This window comes from Clostridium sp. MCC345 (assembly GCF_018785345.1).
GTDB classification, from domain to species: domain Bacteria; phylum Bacillota; class Clostridia; order Lachnospirales; family Anaerotignaceae; genus Anaerotignum_A; species Anaerotignum_A faecicola.
On the sequence record NZ_WQPP01000009.1, the window covers coordinates 151,555 to 176,174 of the forward strand.

Consider the following 24,620-nt stretch of genomic DNA (forward strand, 5'->3'; position numbering starts at 1 on the left):
AAAAACAGAAAGGAGGGGCAAATTTGTCATTTTCGTCTAAGGTTAAGGGTGAGTTGTCCCTTCATTTTGGAAATGGAAGACATTGTGAAATTGCGGAAATTGCAGCGTATGTTAATATCTATGGACAGATAGCCGTGTTTGGCGGAAATTTTTGTTTAAAAATCCAAACAGAGAATGATTACGCTGTGAAAAAATGCTTTACATTATTGAGAAATACTTTTAATATGATAGCGGATGTATCTGTAAGAATCAGCGGGCAGAAGCGGCAGACTAAGGTGTATACCCTGCTTGTACGCGATGCAGTAGCCATCTTACAGGCAACCGGTATTTTAACAATAGAAAAAGAACAGAAGAAACTGAAAAAGCGGATTTATCCGCCTGTGGTCAGCAGCATCTGCTGTCGGCGGGCATATATTCGCGGCGCATTCATTTCTGTCGGCTCTGTAAATGATCCGGAAAAGAACTACCATCTGGAATTCGTTCTGGCGGATTTGTCTGCGGCGGAGCAGCTGCGGGAGTTAATCAATGCCTTCGGATTGGATGCCAAGGTGGTAGAGAGAAAAGAGCATTATATCGTCTATCTGAAAGAAGGTGAACAGATTGTCGATTTGTTGAATATCATGGAGGCACCGCTGGCGCTGATGGATTTGGAGAATGTCCGCATCGTCAAGGAAATGCGCAATGATATCAACAGAAAAGTCAACTGTGAAACGGCAAACCTGAATAAGGTGGTCGGAGCGGCTGTAAAGCAATTAGAGGATATCAATTATATTGAGGAAACCATCGGGCTTGCGCGTCTGCCGGAGCAGTTGGCAGAGGTGGCGAGGGTGCGATTGGAATATCCGGACAGAAGCTTGAAAGAGCTGGGTTCTTTCCTCATGACACCTGTCGGAAAGTCCGGTGTCAACCATAGACTGCGTAAAATCAGCAGCATTGCTGAGGCATTAAGAGAAGGGAAGGGTGGAATAGAATGACACAGAAATCAATTACCATCAAGGCATCCTTGGATGCAAGACAGGCTGCGTATTTCGTGCAGACGGCCGGGAAATTTGAATCTGAAATTCAGGTTAGTGTGGATGAAAAAAGAATTAACGCAAAGAGCATTATGGGCACTATCGCGCTGAATATGCAGGAAGGGCAGACTGCCCTGATTACTGCGGACGGCAAGGACGAAGCAGCGGCAGTGGAAGAGCTGGCGGCAGTATTGGCATAATTTTTTTATACAGAGCAGCAATCATTACATACAAAAAACCCTGTCGGAGAATCAACGGCAGGGTTGATTTCTTTCTGCACCTGTGTTATACTGTCAAAGTAACTGAACAAACGAGATGTACCTGCTACGGATACCACCGAAAAGGACCACGAGAGGACCATGGGTATCCCACCATCTCGGTAAATAAAAAACAGGAGGTCTTTTTTTAATGAACAAAAACATTGTAAACACAAAATTTCTGGTTTCCACAGCGCTCATTGCGGCAATTTATGTTGTGATGACATTGGCGATTGCACCACTTAGCTTCGGAATGATTCAGATTCGTATTTCCGAGGTGCTGATGCTGATGGCATTTATCGACAAAAAGTATGCGCCCGGTCTGGTGCTTGGCTGTTTCATCGCGAACTGCTTCAGCCCCTTCGGTATGATGGACGTTGTATTCGGTACAGCCTGCACAGCGGCTTCTCTTGTGGGGATTACGAAATGCAGCAAAACACTGTTCGGCGCAAGCCTTTGGCCTGTGCTTTGCAATGCATTCATCGGCATTGAGCTGTATCTGTTCGGCAGTCCGCTTCTGCTGAGCATGGCAACGGTTGCGTTTGGGGAATTCCTTTCCGTTTCCGTTGTGGGTTATGTTCTGTTTCGTCAGGTTTTGAAAAACAGCACCTTGGTGGAACGCCTGAAAATTGCATAAAATCAAAAAACAGGGACTTTTCCTGCTTTTAGGGCAGGAAGAGTCCTTATTTTTCTGCTTTTATTTTTTTGAAAAAAAGCTCTTGACAAATAAAATCGGGGTGCTATAATCTAACTAACCAAAGAGAGAAACCGATGATTAAGAGGAGTAGCCTTTCAAATCAGCTTTCAGAGAGTTGCGGATGGTGGAATCGCAACAGCGAGAGGATGGGTGAATGGACTTATGAGGGCGGTCGAAAGCGAAAGCAAGTAGTAACCGACGGGAAACGCACCCGTTACCAGAGCGTAACTGTATGGCTGTACAGTGGAAAGAGCGGATGATTTTTCATCAATTTGGGTGGTACCGCAGGAATATACAAGTCTTGTCCCATAGTAGATTACTATGTGATAAGGCTTTTTTTATTCGGCAAAATCGAGTACCTCGTTCGAGAAAACAGCTAAGATGAGATGAGACGAGACAGAAGGAAACAAAAAACAGTATGAGAAAAGGAGCGATTGGTATGAAAAAGTTTATGGCAATGACAATGGCAATGGTGATGGCAGCAATGGCACTGACAGGCTGCGGCAGCAGCAATGCGGCAGATGATAAGGCAAGTGGAGATATTCCCGTTATCGGCATCAATCAGTATGGACAGCACGCATCTTTGGATAACTGTCGAGAGGGCTTTTTGCAGGGTCTGGAGGAAGCAGGTTTGAAGGAAGGCGTGGATTACAAGATTGAATATCAGAATGCAGGCTTTGATGACAACGCCGCAACACAGATTGCACAGAACTTCTCTGCAAAGAATGTTGCGCTGATGTGTGCGATTGCAACACCATCCGCAACTGCTTGCTATGCGGCGGCAGAGGATAAGGATATCCCTGTTATCTTCACAGCAATTACCGACCCTGAGGAAGCAAAGCTGACCGGTGGCAACATCACAGGCACCAGCGACAAGCTTCCCATCGAAGGACAGCTTGAGCTGATTCGTAAGGTTCAGCCCGATGCAAAAACAATCGGGATTCTTTACACAACAAGCGAACCCAATTCCGTTTCCGCAGTAAAGGAATATCAGGAAAAGGCAGGAGAATACGGCTTCAAGATTGAAGCACTGGGCGTTATGACACAGGCAGAGGTGAATCAGGCAACAGATACGCTGATTTCGAAGGGTGTGGACTGCTTCACAAACCTGACAGACAATAACGTAGTCGGCGTTCTGCCTTCCATTCTGGAAAAAACAAATGAAGCAGGCATCCCTGTTTACGGCAGTGAAATCGAGCAGGTAAAGCTGGGCTGCGTAGCCTCCGCAGGGATTGAATACGTTGCACTGGGCAGACAGACAGGTATGATGGCAGCAAAGATTCTCAAGGGTGAGGCAAAAGCATCCGATATGCCCTACGAAACCATTTCCGAATTTGAAATTTATGTAAATCCCGATGCAATGGCTGCACTGAAGCTGAGCGCAGATGTGGAAAATGCGATTGATGTAACTGCGGAATAAGCGTCCGCATAGAAAGAGGTTCCTTTATGTTTGATTTGATTATCAGTACGCTGACACAGGGCTTTATTTACGCCCTGTTGTCCTACGGCATTTATATTACATATAAAATACTGGATTTTCCTGATTTGACGGTAGATGGCAGCTTTCCCCTTGGGGCGGCGATTACGGCAGTCCTTCTGGTAAAGGGGATGAACCCCTTTCTGGTGCTTGTAGCGGCGCTTCTGGTGGGCGCGGCAGCCGGACTGGTCACAGGTGTCATTCATGTGAAATTCGGTGTCAGAGACCTTCTGGCAGGCATCATCACTATGACGGCGTTGTTCTCCATCAATTTGCAGATTGCAGGCTCCAATCTGGCGGTAGAGCGTGCCATCGGTACGATTTATACCTCCGGCCCGATTATGGCTGTGATGGGCAATTCTACCCTGATGATGCGTAAATTTGTAGTATCCTTGCTGGTAGCTATGATTTTCAAATTCATTCTGGATTGGTATCTCAAGACAAAAAGCGGCATGCTCCTGCGTGCAGTTGGTGATAACAGCACACTGGTAACCACCCTTGCAAAGGATAAGGGCATTGTAAAGATTATCGGGCTGACGGTTGCAAATGCACTCGTTGCCTTCTCCGGCGCGCTGGTCTGCATGGAGCAGAGAGCCTTCTCCAGTACCATGGGGACAGGGCAGATGGTTTTTGGCTTGGCGGCGGTTATCATCGGCACAACCCTGTTCCGTAGGGTTAGCTTTGCGAAGGGCACTACGGCGGTCCTGGTCGGCAGTGTGTTCTATAAGGCTTGTATACAGGTGGCAATCAGCTTGGGCCTGCCCGCAAATCTGATGAAGCTGGCAACGGCAGTGCTGTTCCTGATTATTTTGATTCTTGGTAATAAACAGAAGGGTGGTGCGGAGCATGCTTGAATTGAAGCATATCAAAAAAATCTATAATCCCGGCACCATTTCCGAAACACTGCTGTTTGAGGATTTTAATTTGACTGTGCCCGACGGCGAATTTGTTTCGATTGTCGGCAGTAATGGATCGGGCAAAACCTCCATGCTGAATATCATCTGCGGCAGCATCCCCATTCAGAAAGGAGAGGTGCTGATTGGCGGCAAGGATATTGCAAAAATGAAGGATTTTCAGAGATATCGCACCATTGGGCGTGTCTATCAGGATCCTTCGGCAGGCACCTGTCCAAATCTGACAATGCTTGAGAATATGTCTCTGGCGGATAATAAGGGCAAGCCCTTCGGTCTGGGCAGAGGTGTGAATAAGGCAAGAGAAAATTTCTATAGGGAACAGCTTTCCATTCTGGGGTTGGGTCTGGAAAATAAAATGAATGTCAAGCTGGGGGCGCTTTCCGGCGGACAAAGACAGGCGGCAACGCTGATTATGGCAACGCTGACTCCGATTGAATTTCTGATTCTGGATGAACACACCGCTGCACTTGACCCCAAAACGGCGGATATCATCATGGAATTGACGAATAAGGTGGTGCAGGAAAAGCACCTGACGGCAATGATGGTAACGCATAACCTGCGCTATGCGGTGGAATATGGCAGTCGTCTGATTATGATGGATAAGGGTCATATCGTGCTGGATAAGGCAGGAGAAGAAAAGGTCAATACAAAGGTGGATGATATTCTGGATATCTTCACGAAAATCAGTATTGAATGTGGAAACTGATTGGGAGCTGCATATACAATCCTCGGATAATTTCGTCCGAGGATTTTTTCTGTGCTTTTCACAGGAATCCGTTTATGGTATACTCAGAGAAAATGCAAAAGATAGAAGGTTGATGGGAATTAAGATGAAGCATTTAATTGACAAATTGGGGAGAGAAAAAGCCCTCACCAAGACGGAGTGGATTACCCTGCTGAATGGCAGAACGCCTGATTTGGCGGAATATCTTTTTGCAAAGGCGAGAGACATTCGCCATCGGCATTACGGCAGGGATATCTATATTCGAGGGCTGATTGAATTTACGAATTATTGCAGAAATAACTGCTATTACTGCGGTATCCGCAGAGGGAACGAAGGACTGAAACGCTATCGGCTGACGGAGGAGGAAATCCTTTCCTGCTGTGAACAGGGGTATGCCCTCGGCTTTCGTACCTTCGTTTTGCAGGGCGGCGAGGATCTGTATTTTACGCAGGAAAAAATGACGCATATTATCTGTTCTATGCGTGAGAAATACCCCGATTGTGCGATTACGCTTTCCATCGGGGAGAGGGAAAGAGAAGAATATGAAGCGTATTTTGCGGCAGGGGCGAACCGCTTTTTGCTGCGGCACGAAACGGCAAACGAAGCGCATTATCGTACGCTGCATCCTGCGGAGCTGGATTTAACCCACCGCAAGGCTTGCCTCCGGAACCTGAAGAAAATCGGTTATCAGGTAGGAAGCGGCATTATGGTTGGCTCGCCTGGGCAGACGGCAGAGCATCTGGCGGAGGATCTGCTGTTTCTGAAGGAGCTGAATCCCCACATGATTGGCATTGGACCCTTCATTCCCCAGAAGGATACGCCCTTTCGGGAGGAAAAGGCAGGTACATTGGAACTGACACTTTTCCTTCTGGGACTTCTGCGGTTGATGCTGCCAAAGGTGCTTCTGCCCTCTACAACGGCACTCAGCACCATTCATCCGGATGGGCGGAAAATGGGGATTCTGGCAGGGGCAAATGTTGTCATGCCGAACCTTTCCCCGCAGGAAAACAGAAAGCTTTACAGTCTGTATGATAACAAACGATCCATGGGGGATGAAGCGGCGGAGGGGCTTGCCCTTTTAAAGGCAGAGATGGAATCCATTGGCTATCGGGTGGTCAGCGCCCGTGGGGATTCTCTGGTAGAATAGGAGGAAAAAATGGGACTGAACAATACACCGTTGTCGGAACGGATACATATCGGGATTTTCGGCAGAAGAAATGCAGGAAAATCCAGTGTCATCAATGCTATGACAGGACAGAATTTAGCAATTGTTTCTGATGTGGCAGGCACAACAACAGACCCTGTACAGAAGGCAATGGAGCTGCTGCCGCTTGGGCCTGTTGTTATGATTGATACCCCCGGTCTGGATGATGTGGGGGAACTTGGAAAAATGCGCGTAGAAAAGGCATATCAGGTTTTGCAAAAAACCGATATTGCCGTTATCGTGATAGATGCGTCTGTCGGGGAGACAGCAGAGGATGCGGCAATTCTTGCAGAAATTCAAAAGAGAAGCATTCCTTATATCATCGTAAAAAACAAAGCGGATTTGACGCAGAAGCAGGATGGAGAAAATGAAATTTTCGTCAGCGCAAAAACGGGCGAAAATATTTCCGTCTTGAAGGAACGCATTGCTGCGTTAGCACCAAAGGGGGAGAAGGAACGCAGAATTATCGGGGATTTACTGGAACCAAATGATTTTGTGGTTTTAGTTGTGCCGATTGATTCCGCTGCGCCGAAGGGCAGGCTGATTTTGCCGCAGCAGCAGACGATTCGGGATATTCTGGAGGCGGGCGCGGTTTCGATTGTCGCAAGAGATTTTGAGCTTGCGGAAACGCTGGCAGCCCTTGGAAAACGTCCGAAGCTGGTCATCACGGACAGCCAGATTTTCGGGAAGGTTTCTAAAATCGTACCGGAGGATATCCCTCTGACCTCGTTTTCGATTCTGATGGCGCGGTATAAGGGCAATCTGGAGCAAAATGTCAAAGGGGCGAGAGCCTTGGAGCAGTTGAAGAATGGAGATACGGTACTGATTTCCGAGGGCTGTACCCATCACCGTCAGTGTGAGGATATCGGAACGGTCAAGTTGCCCCGTTGGATTCGGGAATATACGGGGAAGGAATTGCAGTTTCAATTTACAAGCGGCGGCACATTCCCTGCGGATTTATCTCCCTATGCGCTGATTGTGCATTGCGGCGGCTGCATGCTGAATGAAAAGGAAATGCAGCACCGACTTTCCATACCGAAGGAGCAGGGCGCGAAAATGACGAATTACGGCATCTGTATCGCCTATATTCATGGGATTCTGGAAAGAAGCCTTGCGCCTTTGGGATTATAAAAAACAGAAAAAGAAAGCAGACACCATAGAATTTATTTCTACGAATGTCTGCTTTTTGTTTATCTTCTGTAATTTCTTCTTCTGCGGGGTCTTTGTCTGCGCAGCTGCTTTCTGCGCTGATAGCTTCTGTAGCCGATGAATCGGGTGATGCAGAAAATAAGAAGGAGAACGATTGCCGCAATCCCCACACCGATGGCGACCCTTTTCACCATGCCGGAAAGAGAGGATTTATCCAGCTCTGCCTTCTGTGTATCTGTCAGCGCGTCTACAGCATTCTGTGCAATCAAATCAACGGTCTGCGTTTTGCCATTATAGGAAAGCTGCAATGTGCCGAGGGTCTGCCCTTTTTTGACTGTGCCCTCTACACCTTCGGGAATATCCGTCTTTACGGTAACGGCAGAGGCATCCGTTCCCTTCGGCAGAGTGTAATACACATCCTCGCTTGGTGCAATCGTCACCTTGCCCAAGTCAACGGTTTTTTTGTTATAGGTTTCGGTTACAGGTACGGTTGAGGTATAGTCGCTGACCGCGGCAATCTTCACGGATGCGTAATTTGCAAAGCCGTAATCGAACAAAGCAGCGGTATCGGTATAATGCTCTGCACCATTGCACTTCATCACAACGGCAATCAGCGTCAGCCCGTCCCGTTCGGCGTATGTCACAAGTGTATTGCCTGCCTCAACGGTATAGCCTGTTTTGCCGCCGATGGCATCCTTATAATAATAGATGGAATTGGGGTTCAACATCTGGTGCTGTCCATGCAGATAGCGGGTTTCTGTCTGTAGATTGGTCGGAGGAATTTCGTAATCGGTTTCGCTCATCATGGAACGATATTCCTCGTGCTTGAGCAGCTCCCTTGCAATCAGCGCCATGTCATGTGCAGTGGTGTAATGGTTTTCATCAAACAGTCCATTGGCGTTGACAAAATTTGTATTTGTACAGCCGAGCTCCTTCGCCCGCTCCGTCATGTGCTTGGCAAATGCCTCCACAGAGCCATCCACATATTCCGCTACGCCGTTGGAGGCTTCGTTTGCGGAACGCAGAATAATTGCACGCAGCACCTGCTCCAAGGTTAGTGTTTCGCCTTCGAGGATGGCAATATGCGCACTGCCGGGCTCAATGTTGTAAACGGCATCGTGGGAAAATGTGATTTCATCCGTCAGCTTGCCGTTTTCCAATGCCAGAAGAATTGTCATCAGCTTTGTGATGCTGGCAGGATACATTTTTTTGTCTGCATCCTTATCATAGAGAATTTCCCCGCTTGCCGCATCTATCAGAACGGCGGTTTCTGCGGCAAGGCTCAGCGTATCGTTCGCAGTGGTCTCATCTGCCTGCGTTTCGTTTGTTTTATTTGTTTGCGTTTCTTTTGCTTGGTTTTCTTCTTCTGCAAAGACGGAATAAGAGGGAAGAGCTATCGTAAATGCCAATAAGAACGGCAGGAATCGTGTCAATCGTTTTTTCATGTGAATCTCCTATATATTTGAAAATTTATCTTATATGTGATATAGTTATTTCGTATGAGTATCTGCGTTTCCGAAGGAAACGGCAATACCTTATTTTATCACATGAAACGAAAAAGAAAAAGAGGTTTGTATTAAAGTTGCATGAGAATACATTTTTTAAAAAAATCGGAACAGAACGCCTGAAGCTTCTGGCAGTGCTGCTGTTTTTTCTGTTCAGCGGCATCTGGTACAGCCATAGCTTTGCAACGGGCGCATTGGAAATGGGAACACCTGCTTCTGCGGAGAAAATCACCGAAAAACGGGAAATAAACGCAGAAAATGATGCAGGCAGGTTGAATATCAACACCGCAACAGCGAAGGAGCTGACGCGCCTTTCCGGCATTGGCGAGAAAAAGGCGGCGGAAATTGTTGCGTATCGGGAGGAAAACGGCGGCTTTTCTGATATCGCGGAGCTGATGCGTGTTTCCGGTATCGGAGAAAAAACCTTTGCAGAAATACAGGATGAAATTACAGTGGGAGAATAAGGAGGCTGAAAATGGCGTATCAGATTTTAGTGGTGGATGATGAAAAGCTCATCGTAAAGGGAATTAAATTTTCCTTGGAGCAGGACGGCATGGAGGTCACTGCGGCGTATGATGGGGAAGAGGCTCTGCAAAACATCAAGGAAAAGAATTTCGATTTGGTGGTGCTCGATGTGATGCTGCCGAAGATGGATGGGCTTGAGGTTTGCCAGCAGACAAGAGAATTTTCACAGGTGCCGATTATTATGGTAACGGCGAAGGGCGAGGATATGGATAAAATTATGGGGCTGGAATACGGTGCGGATGATTACATCACAAAGCCCTTTAACATTCTGGAGCTGAAGGCGAGAATCAAAGCCATTCTGCGCCGCAGTGTGAAAAAAGCACCTACCGAGACACAGGAGAAAAAAGTTCTGAAGGCAAGAGACCTAGAGCTTTCCTTCGACAGCAGACGTGTATTTATCAGCGGAAAGGAGGTAAACCTGACCGCGAAGGAATTCGACCTTCTGGAGCTGCTCATGGAAAACCCCGGAAAGGTTTACAGCAGAGAAAAGCTTCTGGATACCGTCTGGGGCTATGATTACCCCGGTGATGTGCGTACGGTGGATGTACATGTGCGCCGTTTGAGAGAAAAAATTGAAGTAAATCCGAGCGAACCGAAGTATATCTTTACAAAATGGGGAGTTGGTTACTATTTTAACTAAAGCGACGAAAGAAAAGAAAAAGCTCCCGTTTATTTCTCTGCGCTGGATTATGCTTGCAGGCTATCTGGTAGGGGGGATTGTTCCGCTCCTGCTTCTGGCAAGCACCATTCTTCACTCTGTTCAGGGATATTTCTTGGATGAGCGGAAGAAGGTCCTGCTCAGTCAGGCAAATGTTATCTCCGGACAGGTTACATCCTCGGAATTTTTGTTTGATGAAGAAAACCGCAGCGCACTGGAGGAAACCATTTTGGAGACCAGTCAGGAAAAGAATTTTCGTGTTATGATTTTAGATTCCTCCTGCCTGGTAACCTATGATACAGGCTATGAGGATGTCGGGAAAACGCTGCTTCTGCCTGAGGTTGTGCAGGCATTACAGCATAAGGATACCGCAAAGGAGCAGAAAAACGGTACGGTTTATGCCGCAGCCTCCATTGTCGGTGCAGGTGATACGCGTGTTGGTGTTGTGCTGATTGTAGACAGCTTGGCAGATGTGCATGATATTCTTGGAGATATCGGCAAGGAGGCATATCTGCTGTTGGGAACGCTTGTCCTTCTAGTGCTGATTGTGATGGTTATTATTTCAAAGGTCTTTACAGAGCCTGTGAAAAATCTGATTGACGTTATTCGCAAAATGTCTGAGGGGCATTTTGAACAGCGTGCAAAGGTCAGGGGGATTGTGCATAATGAAATTGTGGATCTTGCGATTTCCTGTAACCAGATGGCAGACCAGCTGGAAAAGGTAGAATCCAGCCGCCAGCAGTTTGTTTCCAATGTATCACATGAGCTGAAAACGCCTTTAAGCTCCGTAAAGGTGCTGAGTGAATCTATTTTGCTGCAGGAGGATGTTCCGAAGGAAATGTATGTGGAATTTCTGCATGATATTACCTCTGAGGTTGACCGTATGACTGCAATCATCAATGACCTTTTGACGCTTGTTAAGCTGGATCAAAAGGAAATCCCCCTGAATTTTAAGGAAACAAATCTTACGCAGATGATGACGGATATCATCAAGCGCTTGCAGCCAATGGCTGATGCCAAGCATATTTCTCTGCAATGGGACGCATCAAAGGAAATCCATGCAGAGGCAGATGAAATGAAGCTTTCCCTTGCGATTTCTAATTTGGTTGATAATGCAGTGAAATATACCCCGGAGGAAGGAACCGTAAAGGTTTCTTTAGATGCAGACCATCAAAACGTATTTATCAGCGTGGCAGATACGGGCATTGGGATTCCGGAGGATGAGGTCAACCGTATTTTTGAACGCTTCTACCGTGTGGATAAAACAAGAGACAGAGAAACCGGCGGCACAGGGCTTGGGCTTTCCATTACCCACAGCACCATCATGATGCACAAGGGCAGCATTAAGGTAAACAGCAAGGAGGAGGAAGGCACGACCATTCTGGTGCGGATTCCTCTCAAGCAGCCGACCACACACGGATAAAGGAGGAATTTTATGACACAACGAAAATCTTTGGCGCGAAAGCTGATCGTCCTGTTTATTGTGCTGGTCATACTGATTCCCTGTTCCGTTCTGGTGTATGATACCGTAGTTTCATCGAATGAGGAAAGAGTGGATTTTTATTATATGATGAGTGACGGCGGCATGGGTGCTCTGAAAAAAAATATTCCCCGAACGGACAAGGAGGCAATGCTGAAAAACGTGCTTGCGATTTTACAGGAGGGCCCTAATGCGGATGGTGCGACGGCTTCTATGCCGCAGAATCTGGAGATACGCTCTGTTACACTGGAGCAAGCCACTGTTACAGTGGATTTTTCCGAGGAATATTTACAGATGAATGATTTGGAGGAGACTATTTGCCGTTCCTCTGTCGTCTGGACGCTGACCTCTCTGGATTTCGTGAAGAATGTACGAATTCTGGTAGAGGGTGAGCCGCTGAAAAATCAGAACGGTGAGGCGTATGCGATTTTCAACAGAGATAATGTCTGGATAGATACGGAAATTTCCGCGGAAACCACAGGCTACGCAATTCTGACACTGTATTTCGCAAATGCGGAAGGCACGGATCTGGTGGCGGAGGAGCGTGTGGTAGAGGTAAACGCAAACCAGACCAGAGAAAAAACCGTTTTGGAACAGCTGATTGCAGGACCGGAGGAAAAAGGCAGTGTTGCAACGATTCCTGTCGGTACAAAAATCAAGGATGTAACCACAACAGATGACGGCACCTGCTATGTCAATCTGAGTGAGGAATTTGTGCTGAAGCACACCGGCGGAGAAAGGGAGGAGCTGCTGACGATTTATTCGATTGTAAATTCCCTGTGCAAGCTGGATCAGATTGACCGCGTGCAGTTTCTGGTAGAAGGGAAAAAGCTGGATACCTATAAGGATAATTTGCAGTTCAAAACGCCGTTTACCGCAGTTGACAGTATCAGAAGACTTGAGGAGAAATAAGAGGAGAACAGAAATGAAGCGTCCGATACTCTGGACAACAATTTTCATGATTTGTGGAATATATATGAGACTGGGCATATCGAAAGTGATATGTCTGGTCTCTTTTCTTTTTCTGCTCTTTTTTCTGTTTCGTTTTGTGATAAACAAGAAAAAGCCTGCTTATCTGCTGCTTCTGTTCTTTGTTCCGCTTGGATTCTTTTCAGCAGGGGTGCATTGGCAGGCAGAGCAGAGCCTTTTGACAAAAACCGTAACAGGCGAGGGCGTGATTCTGGAAGAAGGAGAAACTACCTCCGGCAATCAGAAGCTGACCCTTCGCTGTAGTCTTGAAAAGCAGGAAAAGCCCTGCAAGGTCTATGCCGTCTGGGTAGGAGAGGAACGCTTTCAGGAGGGAGAGCGGGTTGCTTTTTCGGGTGAAATCGTGCCGTTTTCCAAGCAAAGCTACCCCGGCGGCTATGATGAACAGCTGTATCTTCTGACAAAGGGCTATGAGTATAAGCTTTATCCGGAGAAAATCAAAGTAACGGGACAGGATACCTCTCTTTCCGTTCGGCTTGCGCGAGCCAGAGCGGGTGTGCAGATGGTTCTGGATAGAATTTTGCCTGCGGAGGAAAGCGGATTGATGCAGGCGGTGCTGACGGGGGATAAGGAAAAAATTCCTGAGGAAAGCTATACTTTATACAGCAAGGCAGGTGTCGTGCATGTGCTTTGCATTTCAGGGCTGCATTTGTCCATATTGGCGCTGTATCTGGCATTTTTTCTGGAAAAGGCTCTGGGAAGGAGCAAACGCACCTCCGCGCTTGTGACGATTTTTGCTGTGTTTGCCTTCCTGCTTTTTATCAAATCCTCCCCGTCCTCCTATCGCGCAGCATTGATGATTACGGTTGTGCTTCTGGGCAGAGCGTTCTATCGCCTGCCGGATGCGCTGAATACCATGGCGATTGCGGCGTTCCTTCTTCTGCTTTTTCAGCCGCTGTATCTGTTTCATGCAGGCTTTCAGCTTTCGTTTCTGACGGTATTCGGCATCTGGTTTGGTATAGGCAGAATGGAGCGGAAGAAAAAGAAGGACAGGGGTAAGTTTGATTGGCTGAAGGAAAGTCTGCTTGTCTCCCTTTATGCATCTCTGTTCAGCTATCCTGCGGTGGCGTATTATTTTTCCTCCGTCTCTCTGGTCGGCATTTTCGCGAATCTTCTGATTGTGCCGTTGAGCGGCTTGCTTCTGGGATTCGGACTTCTGAGTGTCTTGCTTGGTGCAGTCTGTCTGCCTGCGGGCATCTTTGCAGCAGGGAGTGTCTATGCCATTTTGCAGGCTTTCAAAATTGTCTGCACAGCACTGGTTCGTCTGCCCTTTGCGTATGTACTCGTTGGGTGTCCATCCTACCTGTCCATTGTGCTGTACTATGTCCTGCTGTTTTTCGTTCTGGAATACGGCGGCAGAAAGGGCAGCTGGAAGGTTGGGGCGATGCTGAGCGCGGCACTGTTCTGTGCGGTGTTTGAAAATCCGCTGTTCCGTAAGGAAAATACGATTGCCTTTCTGGACGTAGGACAGGGCGATGCAGCGGTGATTTCTACATACGATGGCGCGGCATATCTTGTGGATGGCGGCGGGAAATTCGGGCAGGATTTTGGTGAAAATGTCGGAAAGCGCGTTGTCTTGCCCTATCTGGAATATCTTGGGGTGTCCGCACTGGACGGTGCGTTTCTTTCCCATCCGGACAGCGACCACATGACAGGTCTGCTTGAGGTTCTGGAAACCCTTCCCACAAAAGGACTCTATCTTTCTGATTATGCCTTTGCGGAAAATGAGCAGACCGATTTGCTGAAAGAAATGGTGGAAAAATACAATATTCCATTGTATACTATAAAAACAGGTGATTCCTCTTTAGGGGATACGTTCCTTTGCTTATATCCGACAGGAGCTTCTGCCGGGACAGGAGAGGAAAACCAAGGCTCTATGGTGCTGCGCTACAGCTATGGTGATACAAAGGTGCTGTTTACGGGGGATATTACCGCGGAGGAGGAACAGCAGCTTTTGGCGCAGAATATTTCGGCGGATGTGCTGAAGGTGGCGCATCATGGCTCAAAATACAGCTCGGATGCCGCTTTTCTGGAAAAGGTATCGCCAAAGGCAGCAGTCATTTCCTGCGGTACGAACAATGTATACGGACATCCGCATAAGGAAGCCATGGAACGTCTGCAAAAAACGGGTGCCGAAATTTTTCGTACGGATGAGGATGGAACCATCCTTGTGACCATAGGGAAAGACGGTGCAATGAACATAGAAACCATGACGGAAAGGAAACCGTTATATGAAAACATTAAAGAAAAACTGGAGAAATCATGAATTTAGCCGTTGCTATCTCTTTTTCGGCGAAGAAACCTACCTCATTCGGGAATATGAAGCGGCACTACGCAAGGCAATTCTGCCCGATGGCGCGGAAATGATGAATGAGGACAGCTTCGAGGAAAAACGGGCAACTGCGGCGGCAATCATGGATGCGGCGGAAACCTTGCCGTTTCTGAATGATAAACGCCTGGTCATCGTGCGAAACAGTGCTTTTTTCCAGAAGGGTGGCAGAAAAGAGGAGGGTGAAAAGCTCAAAGCCTTTCTTTCTAATCTACCCGAAACGGTCTGCCTGCTTTTCATTGAGGAAAAGGTAGAAAAAAACAATGCACTTTATAAGGCGGTTGTCAAAAACGGACAGGCGGTTGAGTTCAAAAAACAGGCGGAAAAGGACTTAGGCACATGGATAAAACAGCGCTGTAAAGCAAACGGGATGCAGATGAGCGATGGCGTACTAAATCTCTTTTTGCAGACAGTGGATCATGATATGGAAAATCTGGATGGCGAGCTGCAAAAGCTGATTGCCTATAAGGGAGAGAAAGCAGAAATCCGCGCGGAGGATATTCGTGCAGTCTGTACAGTTTCTCTGGAGGCGCGTGTGTTTGACCTTGTGAAGGCGGTGGCAGAAAAGCATCCCGAAAGGGCGGTTCAGATTTATCGCACACTGCTTTCCATGAAGGAATCCCCGTATATGGTGCTTTCGCTGATTACCAGACAATTTCGTCTGATTCTGGAAACGATGCTGCTGACGCAGAACGGGCTAACACAGGAGCAGATTGCGGCAAGGCTGGAGCTGCGCGAATTTGCGGTGAAGGAATATCAGCGGCAGTCAAAACGCTTCCCCGTGGCAGGCTGGAAACAGGCAGTCAGAGATTGCCTGCAAGCGGATTTGGATATCAAATCGGGCAGGGCGGCAGAGGAAACCGCGGTAGAGCTTTTAATTATGAAATATGCGGCGTAACAGAATCATTCCAAAGCAGGTTGTCATTTATTCCTTTTGAAATGTATTTTTTTCGCCCAGAAAGGTAGAGCGGCGGATGCTGTTTTTTCCGTATTTTTTGCGGATGGCATCCATGGCGGCATCTGCCTTTTTTTGTTTGCTCCAATCCTGCTCCAGAAGGGAAAGCTGTATACAATCCTCTTTACAAAGCTTGCCCGCGCGCACCCCCAACAGCCGCAGAGGTTCGCCCTTCCAGACCTCATCAAAGATTTCCGCCGCGGCGGCATAAACCGCATTGGTGCAGTCGATGGCATTTGGCAGCTGCTTCTGGTGGGAATAAACTTGAAAATTAGCGGTTTTCAGCGTAACGGCGATTTCCTCTGCACAAAGCTTTTCCTGCCGCAGACGCATGGAAACGGTTTCCGATAAAGCCAACAGAATTTTGTACGCAGCTTCGCGGTCGGTCACATCAAAGGGGGTTGTGGTGCTGTTGCCAATAGATTTGCTTTCGGAAACGGAGGGGGCAACGGGGCTGTCATCTATCCCATTTGCATAAGCGTGAAGCAGCTTGCCAAAGCTTTTGAATTCCTTTTCCAAAAGCAATGGCGGATACGCAGCAAGCTCGCCAACTGTGCGAATTCCCATTTTTCGCAAACGCGGAGCGGTGCGCCGCCCGACCATGAACAAATCCTCAATCGGTAAGGGCCAAAATTTTGTTTCAATTTCCTCGGGGAAAAGGGTGATGCACTTATTCGGTTTTTCCAATTCGCCTGCCATTTTCGCCAAAAGCTTATTGGTGCTGATGCCGATATTGACGGTAAAGCCAAGCTCTGCAAGGATGCGCTTCTGAATGGCTTTTGCGGCTTCGATTGGAGGCCCAAACAGAGCTTCCATTCCTGTATAATCCAGAAATCCTTCATCTATACTGAATGGCTCAATTCGGTCAGAATATTCCGAAAGAATATCGAACATGGCACGAGAGCATTTGGAATACAGCGCAAAATCGGGTGGATAGGCAATCAGATTCGGACATTTCTGCAATGCCTGTATAATCGGCTCACCTGTCACAATGCCGTGTTTTTTCGCGGGGGTAGATTTTGCCAGAACAATGCCGTGACGATCCTCTATACTCCCGCCAATGATGGAGGGAATGGTGCGTAAATCGGTCGGTTCTCCCTTTTTCAGAAGGGAAATGGCAGTCCAACTGAGATATGCACTGTTGACATCAATATGAAAAATAATTCTGGTCATAAGAGCCCTCCTTTCCTAAAATACGAACATACTTTCTGATAGCATATCACTTTTTTTGTCATTTTTCAACGAAGAAAGAAATTTTTTCGTTTCGGTATTTCTTGAAAGCCGCCGTAGTTGCCTTTATAATGTAAAGAAAAACGAAAGGGTGAAGCAGTATGATGAAAAAAAGAACCCTGGGCTGTATTTGTGGAGGGCTTCTCTTAGGGGCATTTCTTTATTGGCAGAATAATGGATTGATTCTGACAAAAATGACATACCGAGGGGAGATTCCTGCCGGCTTCGACGGCTATAAAATTTTGCAGATTGCGGATTTGCAGAATAAGGTATTCGGGAGGAGACAGGAGCCGCTCCTGCGCAAAATCGAACAAAGCTGTCCGGATATTATTGTGATTACCGGAGATCTTGTAGATAGGCATGAGAACAGAACAGACGTAGACGGTGCAATGGAATTCATTCACGCACTGGTGACCTACGCGCCCGTGTATTTTGTCAGCGGCAACCATGAGCATCAGAGCGGCGAATGGGAAATTCTGGAGAAAGCACTGGTCGAGGCCGGGGTTACGGTGCTGAATAACGGAAAATCTGTTATCGAGCGAAATGGAGATACGATAACACTGCTCGGTCTGGCAGATAAAAAGGCGAATCGGCATTATGATTTGCTTCTGCATAGCCTGATGGCAGGGCAGGAGGACAGCTTTAACATTCTGCTTTCCCACCGACCGGAATTATTTGAAACCTATGTGCATGAAGGATTGGATCTGGTCTTTACAGGGCACGCGCATGGCGGACAGATTGTGATTCCCTTCTTCAGACAGGGGGTTTTTGCGCCGCATCAGGGCTTTTTCCCGAAATATACAGAGGGAATGCACGAAAAGGACGGAACGGTTATGATTGTCAGCCGCGGCTTAGGCAACAGCAGCTTTCCTTTCCGTATTTTCAACCGCCCCGAGCTGATTGAGGTAACACTGCGGCAAGAGGGAAAATAACCGCAGAGGGACTTGTACGGCGGAGGCTTTTTTGTTAAAATAAAGATAACTTAAATTCAGAAAGGAAGAAATCGTATGAATCCTATCGTAACATTTGAAATGAAGGACGGCGGCATCATCAAGGCTGAGCTGTATCCGGAAATTGCACCCAATACAGTCAATAATTTCATCTCTCTGGTGAAAAAAGGCTTTTATGACGGCAAAATTTTCCATAGAGTGATTCCCGGCTTTATGATTCAGGGTGGCTGCCCTGAGGGGACAGGCATGGGCGGCCCCGGCTATCATATCGCAGGCGAATTTAGCATGGCAGGCTTCAAAAATGACCTGAAGCATACCCCCGGCGTACTTTCTATGGCAAGAGCAATGCACCCTCACAGCGCAGGCTCTCAGTTCTTTATCATGCATGAAACCTCTCCACATCTGGATGGGCAGTATGCTGCATTCGGTAAGGTGATTGAAGGGATGGATGTAGTAAACCGTATTGCCGAAACAAAAACAAACAGACAGGACAAGCCTCTGGAGGATCAGGTTATGGTGAAGGTAACCGTAGATACCTTTGGCGTGGATTATCCCGAACCCGAAAAAATGTAATTAAAAAAAGAAAACAAAAACGAATCGAACTCCTTTGGAAATCGGTTCGTTTTTTTTATCATTTCATAAATATAGTAATAAAAACAGTAATAAAATTTTTGTCGGATAGAAATTTTAGGAAAAACTTGATTTTTTTATAAAAGTATACTATAATATCATTCAGTCACGCTGATATGGCTCAGTTGGTAGAGCAATTGATTCGTAATCAATAGGTCGCGGGTTCGAGTCCCGCTATCAGCTTCTCGCACCCGAAGATTTTCGGGTGTTTTTTATTGTAAAATGTTTTTTTGAAAATATATAATTCGGCATTGTATTATTTACATTTGTTTGATATAATGAACAAAATAAAGACTTTCCGCATTTTACTTTATAATTTTGGAGGTAATACAAATGACGAGTGAAAAGAAAAAGGTATTTGGTTTGAGTTTTCTGAGTGTTTTTCTCTGGGCATCTGCTTTTCCGTTGACGAAGGTGGCACAGCAGCAGTTTACGTCCATTCCTCTGGGTTTTCTGCGCTGTACGGTCGCAGCAATTTTTCTGATTATCATAGGGAAATGCTGTCACATTCGCCTGCCGCAGAAAAAGCACATCCCTTTGTTCTTTGTATCCGGCGGTCTTGGCTTTACGGGCTATATGATTACCTTTAACACAGGTATTCTGACACTGACCTCCGCAACCTCCAGTATTATCATTGCGGTAACCCCGATTCTGACTGCAATCGTAGCATCCCATCTATATAAAGAGAAAATCAAACCCATCGGCTGGGCGGCAATCGCGGCTGCGTTTATCGGTGTGCTGATTCTGCTTTTGTGGGAAGGCGTATTTTCCATCAATATCGGTCTTATCTGGACAGTCGGTGCGGCAATCGTATTCTGCGGCTATAATATCATGACAAGGAAGCTTTCTGCAATGGGCTATAATGCCTTAGAAATCGTAACCTACAGCATGATTTGCGGTGCCATTCTGCTTGGCTTCTGGGCGGGGGATGGACTGCATCAGCTGGCAGGTGCAAGCGTGAGCCACATCATTGCACTGATTTATCTGGGGGCTTTACCCTCCGCAACGGCATATTTTACATGGGGCAAGGCAATGAGCTACGCGGAACGCACCAGTGAGGTAACAAACTTCATGTTTGTGACACCGCTGCTTTCCACCATCATGGGTTTTATCATTCTGCATGAGGTGCCAAATGCAGGCACATTTATCGGCGGCGCGATTATTATTATCAGTATCGTAGTCTTTAACCTGAAAGGGAAATGATTTTAAGAGGGGCTTAGATGTCCCTCTCTTTTTTTGTTTGCATTTTTGCGAAAAATGGTGTATCGTGTCTAAAGAGAAAGAAGGGGACAGCTTTGACAATACAAAAGAAAAAGGTCATCGGGTACAGCCTATTTACCATATTCCTTTGGGCTTCGGCATATCCGCTGACAAAAATTGCGCAGACACATTTTACGGTTGTGCCGCTGGCGTTTCTTCGCAGCTTCATTGCAGGGAGCTTCATGCTGTTCATCGGGAAATTCCAAGGAATGGCACTGCCGAAGAAAAAGCATATTCCGTTATTCCTGCTTGCGGGGGCGCTTGGGTATGTGATTTATACGGTGGCAATGAATATCGGCTTGCAGACATTGCCTTCCGCAACGTGCAGCCTTCTGGTTGCTACATCTCCGATTATGACGGCAATAATTGCATCCAAGGTGTACCGAGAAAAAATCGGTCCGGTAAGTTGGATTTCAATTTTTATTGCCTTTTCAGGTGTTATGATTCTTCTGCTTTGGGACAGCCATGGCATGTTTTCCATTGATGCGGCAATGCTCTGGATGCTTCTTTCTGCCGCTTCCTGGGCAGGCTATAACATTATGACAAGAAAGCTGGTTGCCATGGGCTATACCTCCGCACAGATTACCTGCTTCAGCATGCTTGGAGCAGCGCTGTGGCTCTGCTTTTCTGCTATGCAGGGCTTTCGGGAGATGGTAACCGGGGAGCCGAAGCATTTTCTCGCCTTGCTGTATCTTGCAATTATCTCTAATGCCGTCGGCTGTATCCTCTGGGCGAAGGCTCTGGCGTATGCGGAAAAAACAAGCGAAGTGGCGAATTTTATGTTCCTTTCGCCGCTGCTGTCCACTCTGATGAGTTTTCTGCTTCTGCATGAGGTGCCGGGGATGGGAACCTTTGTCGGTGGTGCGATTATCATCTGTGGTCTGCTGCTTTTTAATCTGAAAGGGCAGAAAAAGGAATAACCGAAAAGAGAATGAAGAAAGAAAAGGATAAATCCTCATTTTTATTTGAAGATTTACCCTTTTTTAATTTGCTTTATTCTGTTGTGGGATTAGTATGCTCTGCCCCAGTAAACCATGTGCTTCGCAGGCTTGCCGCAGCATACGCAGACATCAGAGATTTCTTCCTGTTCAAAAGGAATACATCTGCTGGTTGCCGCTGTTCTTTCCTTGATGGCATCCTCACAGGCCTGATCGCCGCACCACATTGCTTTAATGAAGCCGGGTGTTTCGTTGATGATTTTTTCAAATTCATCCATTGTTTTTGCAACGTAGGTTCTGGATTCACGGTGTTCGGTTGCTTTTTTCAGCATATTTTCGTGAATTTCATCCAGAAGGGCAGGAACTCTTGTTTCCAGCTCATCCAGAGAAACGAAAATCTTTTCTCCGGTATCTCGTCTTGCCAGAACACACTGATTCTGTTCAATATCCTTGGGGCCGATTTCCAGACGAACGGGAATCCCCTTCATTTCATATTCGGAGAACTTCCAGCCTGCGGATTTATCAGAATCATCCAGCTTTACACGACAAACCTTTGCCAGTCTGTTTTTCAGCTCAGCTGCTTTTTCCAGTACGCCTTCCTTTTTCTGCACGATGGGAACAATCATCACCTGTGTGGGCGCGATACGAGGGGGCAGAACCAGACCGCTGTTGTCACCATGCACCATGATGATAGCACCAATCATACGGGTTGTCATGCCCCAGCTTGTCTGGTGTACATACTGGAGCTTGTTTTCCTTATCGGTATACTGGATGCCAAACGCATGCGCGAAGCCGTCACCGAAGTTATGGCTGGTGCCGGACTGCAGTGCCTTCCCATCATGCATCAGGGATTCAATAGTAAAGGTGTGTGCTGCACCTGCAAAGCGTTCCTTTTCTGTTTTTTCGCCCTTAACAACGGGGATAGCCAGTACGTCACGGCAGAAATCCGCATAAACATTCAGCATCTGGATGGTTCTTTCCTGTGCCTCCTCTGCGGTTGCGTGTGCGGTATGACCCTCTTGCCACAAAAATTCCATGGTTCTCAGGAAGGGGCGTGTTGTTTTTTCCCAACGAACAACGGAGCACCACTGATTATACAGCTTGGGCAGGTCTCTGTAGGACTGCACGATGTTTGCATAATGCTCGCAGAACAGGGTTTCGGAAGTGGGACGAACACAAATGCGTTCCTCCAGCTTCTTTTCGCCGCCGTGGGTTACCCATGCAACCTCGGGCGCAAAGCCTTCTACATGATCCTTTTCCTTCTGCAGCAGGCTTTCGGGAATGAACATAGGCATATATACATTTTCTACGCCTGTTTCCTTGAAGCGGTCATCCAGCTGTCTTTGCAGCAGCTCCCAGATGGCATAGCCATAAGGGCGGATAATCATGCAGCCCTTCAAGCTGGAATATGCCGTCAGGTCAGCTTTTTTTACAACGTCCGTATACCACTGGGGAAAATCCACTTCCATATCGGTGATGGATTCTACAAATTTCTTTTCTTTTGCCATTTGATTTCCTCCTTAAAACTTTTCTGTACAGAGAATTTCTGAAAATAAAAAAAGCCTTCATCCCTCTGAAAAGGGACCAAGGTCATTCGGCGGTGCCACCCTTATTGATGCAAAAACGCATCCTCTCAAAGCCGTTAACGCCGCACTTACGCCGCATTTTCCCTGCGGAACTCAAGGGGCAGGTTCAAAAAGGCTTGCCGAGGCTCGCATCAACCGCCTGTTTTCTGGGGGCAAGGGGGCTTTTTTACTATTCCCTGTCATTGTTTTTCACGGTTTCTATGATACCCCGAAAAAGCAGGCTGTGTCAAGGAGAAAGGGAAATTTCTTAAGAATTTCTTTCGGATTTTGTTAGAGGACTGTAATATTGCCGAAGAGGAAATATGGTAAAATGAAGATGTCAAACAACAAAAAAGGATAATATTTCCGGAAAAAGCGAAGGGAGCAAAGGGTATGAAACGATTTTTTGCGGTGCTTTTGACAATGACAATGTTCGAAACAACAGCCTATGCGGCAGAGAAAAGGGTAACAAAAACGGCAATTCCTTTGCAGCAGGAGGTATCCTTTGATGGGCATACGGAAACTATGCAGTGCTATAACATTGATGGGTATACCTATTTTCGCCTGCGCGATGTGGCACAGGAGGTAACAGATCATATTCAGAATTACATCCATCTTTTCAATGTATCCTATGATGCAAAAACAAATGAAATTCAGCTGATAAACTGGCAGAATACCTTCAAAAGGGAACCTTATGTGCCTGTAGAAGACGCGAAGCCGTATGTGACGGGTACAAAGGAAAGACAGGCGATTCGCTCGATGATGCCGGTTCGTTTTGGTGGGCGTGACATTGTGGCAGATAAGATACTGCATGGCTATAATATCGATGGATATACCTTTTATATGTTGAGAGAGTTGGCGGATCTGTTTGATATGCATATAGAATGGTGTGAAGAGGAAAAAGTAATTGAATTAGTATCCATGCCTTGGCAGGATGAGAACGGTGAGCCGATTTTATATAGAAAGCCTGCCATTTATCTTTATCCCGAGGAAACAACCGATGTTTCTGTGGAATTGGAATACGATGGCGCACTGACAACGACCTATCCTGCCTACAACAATGGCTGGCAGGTAACAGCACAGCCTGACGGCACACTGATTAACCACGCCGATGGCAGAGAGTATTCCTACCTTTTCTGGGAAGGAGAGGGTTATGGGGAAATGGACTTTTCTCAGGGCTTTGTCGTAAAAGGCGAGGATACGGTTGCCTTCCTGCAGGAAAAGCTTGCGGCAATGGGCATGATACCGAAGGAATACAATGAATTTATTGTTTACTGGCTGCCATATATGCAGAATAACGCCTATAATCTGATTTCCTTCCAATGGGAAAATTATGATGCATCCGCAAAGCTGCATATTACTCCTGAGCCTGATTATATGCTACGCGTATTTATGGCATTTAAGTCGTTGGAACAGCCTGTTTCCGTTCCCGAACAGGAGCTGCCGACGCTTACAAGAGAGGGCTTCACCGTTCTGGAATGGGGCGGCGCAGAGGTACGATAAAAGGAACTGGATTAGAACAGATTAGATACACGACTTTACTTGAAAGAAGAATTTCCCTGTGGTATGATACATCTATATCAGAAAAATAACCCGAAAAAAGGGAAAGGATAAAGAAAAATGAAAAAAATTTTGATTGTTGTGGATATGCAGAATGACTTTATTGACGGCTCTCTCGGCACACCTGAGGCGGAGGCGATTGTAGACAATGTGATTGCAAAAATCAACACCTACACCAAGGATTGCGTGTATGCAACCAGAGACACCCATCAGGATAATTATTTGCAAACGCAGGAGGGTGAAAACCTCCCCGTTGTGCATTGTATCGAAGGCACATACGGCTGGCAGCTGAATGAAAAGGTACAGGCGGCTCTGGGCAGTGCCGTTGTGATGAATAAACCATCCTTCGGTTCATGGGAGCTGGCAGATATGATGGTCATGGAATTTGCAGGACTGCCTGCGGAAGAATGTGAAATTGAGATTATCGGTCTTTGCACCGATATCTGCGTGGTTTCTAATGCGCTGATTTTAAAGGCAAGACTGCCTGAGGTGAAAATCAGCGTGGACGCATCCTGCTGTGCAGGGGTAAGACCCGAAAGCCATGCGGCGGCATTGCAGACCATGCAGATGTGTCAGATTCATGTGCGGTAAAAAGCACCTTTTTGCAGAAAGA

At 46.8% G+C, this 24,620-nt stretch carries 23 protein-coding genes, 1 tRNA gene and 2 other annotated features; of the genes, 21 read left to right on the forward strand and 3 right to left on the reverse strand.

The genetic code is table 11. The annotated features are described in order from the left end of the window. Nucleotides 1-23 precede the first annotated feature (23 nt). From whiA to hydF, 8 genes are all read left to right on the forward strand, one after another. A complete protein-coding gene (gene whiA, locus GPK49_RS02600) occupies nucleotides 24-974 on the forward strand; it encodes a DNA-binding protein WhiA (protein WP_215676639.1) in 951 nt (316 codons plus the stop codon). Further along, nucleotides 971-1,213 (forward strand): HPr family phosphocarrier protein, encoded by a 243-nt coding sequence (locus GPK49_RS02605; protein WP_016408483.1) that lies wholly within the window; start codon nucleotides 971-973, stop codon nucleotides 1,211-1,213. The genes whiA and GPK49_RS02605 overlap by 4 nt, the downstream gene beginning before the upstream one ends. Nucleotides 1,214-1,421: 208 nt before the next feature. Further along, on the forward strand, nucleotides 1,422-1,907 hold the full coding sequence (locus tag GPK49_RS02610) for a QueT transporter family protein (protein WP_215676640.1): 486 nt from the start codon (nucleotides 1,422-1,424) through the stop codon (nucleotides 1,905-1,907). Nucleotides 1,908-2,032: 125 nt separating this feature from the next. Further along, nucleotides 2,033-2,279 (forward strand) — a binding site (T-box leader). Between the two features lie 127 nt (nucleotides 2,280-2,406). Continuing rightward, nucleotides 2,407-3,387, forward strand: a complete 981-nt coding sequence (locus tag GPK49_RS02615; RefSeq protein ID WP_118578765.1) for an ABC transporter substrate-binding protein — start codon at nucleotides 2,407-2,409, stop codon at nucleotides 3,385-3,387. Between the two features lie 26 nt (nucleotides 3,388-3,413). Then, nucleotides 3,414-4,298 carry an ABC transporter permease gene (locus GPK49_RS02620; RefSeq protein ID WP_215676641.1) on the forward strand — a complete coding sequence of 295 codons (885 nt, stop codon included), beginning with the start codon at nucleotides 3,414-3,416 and terminating at the stop codon, nucleotides 4,296-4,298. Next, complete coding sequence (locus tag GPK49_RS02625; protein ID WP_215676642.1) at nucleotides 4,291-5,064, forward strand: ABC transporter ATP-binding protein; 774 nt, start codon at nucleotides 4,291-4,293, stop codon at nucleotides 5,062-5,064. Before GPK49_RS02620 ends, GPK49_RS02625 begins: the two co-directional genes overlap by 8 nt. A gap of 124 nt (nucleotides 5,065-5,188) precedes the next feature. Further along, a complete protein-coding gene (gene hydE / locus GPK49_RS02630; RefSeq protein ID WP_215676643.1) occupies nucleotides 5,189-6,229 on the forward strand; it encodes a [FeFe] hydrogenase H-cluster radical SAM maturase HydE in 1,041 nt (346 codons plus the stop codon). Nucleotides 6,230-6,238: 9 nt separating this feature from the next. Then, a complete protein-coding gene (hydF, locus tag GPK49_RS02635; RefSeq protein ID WP_215676644.1) occupies nucleotides 6,239-7,417 on the forward strand; it encodes a [FeFe] hydrogenase H-cluster maturation GTPase HydF in 1,179 nt (392 codons plus the stop codon). A 59-nt stretch (nucleotides 7,418-7,476) separates the two neighbouring features. Here hydF and GPK49_RS02640 read toward each other — a convergent pair whose 3' ends face one another. Then, nucleotides 7,477-8,880: a D-alanyl-D-alanine carboxypeptidase family protein gene (locus tag GPK49_RS02640; RefSeq protein WP_215676645.1), complete on the reverse strand. Its 1,404-nt coding sequence runs from the start codon at nucleotides 8,878-8,880 to the stop codon at nucleotides 7,477-7,479. A gap of 137 nt (nucleotides 8,881-9,017) precedes the next feature. Here GPK49_RS02640 and GPK49_RS02645 point away from each other — a divergent pair, with 137 nt between their 5' ends. From GPK49_RS02645 to holA, 6 genes are all read left to right on the forward strand, one after another. Beyond that, a complete protein-coding gene (locus tag GPK49_RS02645) occupies nucleotides 9,018-9,404 on the forward strand; it encodes a ComEA family DNA-binding protein (protein WP_215676646.1) in 387 nt (128 codons plus the stop codon). An 11-nt stretch (nucleotides 9,405-9,415) separates the two neighbouring features. Next, entirely contained in the window at nucleotides 9,416-10,105 is a 690-nt protein-coding gene (locus tag GPK49_RS02650; RefSeq protein WP_118578755.1) for a response regulator transcription factor, read from the forward strand. Then, a complete protein-coding gene (locus tag GPK49_RS02655) occupies nucleotides 10,086-11,546 on the forward strand; it encodes a sensor histidine kinase (RefSeq protein ID WP_215676647.1) in 1,461 nt (486 codons plus the stop codon). Before GPK49_RS02650 ends, GPK49_RS02655 begins: the two co-directional genes overlap by 20 nt. Before the next feature lie 12 nt (nucleotides 11,547-11,558). Continuing rightward, nucleotides 11,559-12,515, forward strand: coding sequence for a GerMN domain-containing protein (locus GPK49_RS02660; RefSeq protein WP_118578751.1), 957 nt, complete (start codon nucleotides 11,559-11,561; stop codon nucleotides 12,513-12,515). Nucleotides 12,516-12,579: 64 nt separating this feature from the next. Then, complete coding sequence (locus tag GPK49_RS02665; protein WP_318283827.1) at nucleotides 12,580-14,856, forward strand: DNA internalization-related competence protein ComEC/Rec2; 2,277 nt, start codon at nucleotides 12,580-12,582, stop codon at nucleotides 14,854-14,856. After that, nucleotides 14,822-15,817, forward strand: a complete 996-nt coding sequence (gene holA, locus GPK49_RS02670) for a DNA polymerase III subunit delta (protein ID WP_215676649.1) — start codon at nucleotides 14,822-14,824, stop codon at nucleotides 15,815-15,817. Before GPK49_RS02665 ends, holA begins: the two co-directional genes overlap by 35 nt. 27 nt (nucleotides 15,818-15,844) lie before the next feature. Here the strand turns inward: holA and GPK49_RS02675 are convergent, their stop codons facing one another. After that, nucleotides 15,845-17,047, reverse strand: coding sequence for a Y-family DNA polymerase (locus GPK49_RS02675; protein ID WP_215676650.1), 1,203 nt, complete (start codon nucleotides 17,045-17,047; stop codon nucleotides 15,845-15,847). Between the two features lie 158 nt (nucleotides 17,048-17,205). On the opposite strand from GPK49_RS02675, the gene GPK49_RS02680 reads away from it, so the two are divergent. From GPK49_RS02680 to GPK49_RS02700, 5 genes are all read left to right on the forward strand, one after another. After that, nucleotides 17,206-18,036 (forward strand): metallophosphoesterase, encoded by an 831-nt coding sequence (locus GPK49_RS02680; protein ID WP_318283819.1) that lies wholly within the window; start codon nucleotides 17,206-17,208, stop codon nucleotides 18,034-18,036. 75 nt (nucleotides 18,037-18,111) lie between these two features. Further along, nucleotides 18,112-18,627: a peptidylprolyl isomerase gene (locus tag GPK49_RS02685; RefSeq protein WP_016408467.1), complete on the forward strand. Its 516-nt coding sequence runs from the start codon at nucleotides 18,112-18,114 to the stop codon at nucleotides 18,625-18,627. A 167-nt stretch (nucleotides 18,628-18,794) separates the two neighbouring features. Continuing rightward, nucleotides 18,795-18,867, forward strand: a tRNA-Thr gene (locus GPK49_RS02690). 150 nt (nucleotides 18,868-19,017) lie between these two features. After that, entirely contained in the window at nucleotides 19,018-19,887 is an 870-nt protein-coding gene (locus tag GPK49_RS02695; protein ID WP_118578747.1) for a DMT family transporter, read from the forward strand. Between the two features lie 92 nt (nucleotides 19,888-19,979). Further along, nucleotides 19,980-20,864: a DMT family transporter gene (locus GPK49_RS02700; RefSeq protein WP_215676651.1), complete on the forward strand. Its 885-nt coding sequence runs from the start codon at nucleotides 19,980-19,982 to the stop codon at nucleotides 20,862-20,864. An 89-nt stretch (nucleotides 20,865-20,953) separates the two neighbouring features. Here GPK49_RS02700 and proS read toward each other — a convergent pair whose 3' ends face one another. Then, the gene (gene proS / locus GPK49_RS02705; protein ID WP_215676652.1) at nucleotides 20,954-22,390 is read right to left on the reverse strand and encodes a proline--tRNA ligase; all 1,437 of its coding nucleotides are present in this window, start codon (nucleotides 22,388-22,390) and stop codon (nucleotides 20,954-20,956) included. A gap of 68 nt (nucleotides 22,391-22,458) precedes the next feature. Then, nucleotides 22,459-22,660, reverse strand: a binding site (T-box leader). A 180-nt stretch (nucleotides 22,661-22,840) separates the two neighbouring features. Here proS and GPK49_RS12885 point away from each other — a divergent pair. Both GPK49_RS12885 and GPK49_RS02715 read left to right on the forward strand, forming a co-directional pair. After that, the gene (locus GPK49_RS12885) at nucleotides 22,841-23,950 is read left to right on the forward strand and encodes a hypothetical protein (RefSeq protein ID WP_318283820.1); all 1,110 of its coding nucleotides are present in this window, start codon (nucleotides 22,841-22,843) and stop codon (nucleotides 23,948-23,950) included. A 117-nt stretch (nucleotides 23,951-24,067) separates the two neighbouring features. Continuing rightward, nucleotides 24,068-24,598, forward strand: coding sequence for an isochorismatase family cysteine hydrolase (locus tag GPK49_RS02715; RefSeq protein ID WP_215676653.1), 531 nt, complete (start codon nucleotides 24,068-24,070; stop codon nucleotides 24,596-24,598). Nucleotides 24,599-24,620: the final 22 nt, after the last annotated feature.

What these genes read in the sequence shown, in the direction of transcription:
- GPK49_RS02605 (WP_016408483.1), top strand. Translation starts at nt 971, where the DNA reads ATGACACAGAAATCAATTACCATCAAGGCATCCTTGGATGCAAGACAG.
- GPK49_RS02610 (WP_215676640.1), top strand. Translation starts at nt 1,422, where the DNA reads ATGAACAAAAACATTGTAAACACAAAATTTCTGGTTTCCACAGCGCTC.
- GPK49_RS02615 (WP_118578765.1), top strand. Translation starts at nt 2,407, where the DNA reads ATGAAAAAGTTTATGGCAATGACAATGGCAATGGTGATGGCAGCAATG.
- GPK49_RS02620 (WP_215676641.1), top strand. Translation starts at nt 3,414, where the DNA reads ATGTTTGATTTGATTATCAGTACGCTGACACAGGGCTTTATTTACGCC.
- GPK49_RS02625 (WP_215676642.1), top strand. Translation starts at nt 4,291, where the DNA reads ATGCTTGAATTGAAGCATATCAAAAAAATCTATAATCCCGGCACCATT.
- hydE (WP_215676643.1), top strand. Translation starts at nt 5,189, where the DNA reads ATGAAGCATTTAATTGACAAATTGGGGAGAGAAAAAGCCCTCACCAAG.
- hydF (WP_215676644.1), top strand. Translation starts at nt 6,239, where the DNA reads ATGGGACTGAACAATACACCGTTGTCGGAACGGATACATATCGGGATT.
- GPK49_RS02640 (WP_215676645.1), bottom strand. Translation starts at nt 8,880, where the DNA reads ATGAAAAAACGATTGACACGATTCCTGCCGTTCTTATTGGCATTTACG.
- GPK49_RS02650 (WP_118578755.1), top strand. Translation starts at nt 9,416, where the DNA reads ATGGCGTATCAGATTTTAGTGGTGGATGATGAAAAGCTCATCGTAAAG.
- GPK49_RS02660 (WP_118578751.1), top strand. Translation starts at nt 11,559, where the DNA reads ATGACACAACGAAAATCTTTGGCGCGAAAGCTGATCGTCCTGTTTATT.
- GPK49_RS02665 (WP_318283827.1), top strand. Translation starts at nt 12,580, where the DNA reads ATGAGACTGGGCATATCGAAAGTGATATGTCTGGTCTCTTTTCTTTTT.
- holA (WP_215676649.1), top strand. Translation starts at nt 14,822, where the DNA reads ATGAAAACATTAAAGAAAAACTGGAGAAATCATGAATTTAGCCGTTGC.
- GPK49_RS02675 (WP_215676650.1), bottom strand. Translation starts at nt 17,047, where the DNA reads ATGACCAGAATTATTTTTCATATTGATGTCAACAGTGCATATCTCAGT.
- GPK49_RS02680 (WP_318283819.1), top strand. Translation starts at nt 17,206, where the DNA reads ATGATGAAAAAAAGAACCCTGGGCTGTATTTGTGGAGGGCTTCTCTTA.
- GPK49_RS02685 (WP_016408467.1), top strand. Translation starts at nt 18,112, where the DNA reads ATGAATCCTATCGTAACATTTGAAATGAAGGACGGCGGCATCATCAAG.
- GPK49_RS02695 (WP_118578747.1), top strand. Translation starts at nt 19,018, where the DNA reads ATGACGAGTGAAAAGAAAAAGGTATTTGGTTTGAGTTTTCTGAGTGTT.
- proS (WP_215676652.1), bottom strand. Translation starts at nt 22,390, where the DNA reads ATGGCAAAAGAAAAGAAATTTGTAGAATCCATCACCGATATGGAAGTG.
- GPK49_RS12885 (WP_318283820.1), top strand. Translation starts at nt 22,841, where the DNA reads ATGAAACGATTTTTTGCGGTGCTTTTGACAATGACAATGTTCGAAACA.
- GPK49_RS02715 (WP_215676653.1), top strand. Translation starts at nt 24,068, where the DNA reads ATGAAAAAAATTTTGATTGTTGTGGATATGCAGAATGACTTTATTGAC.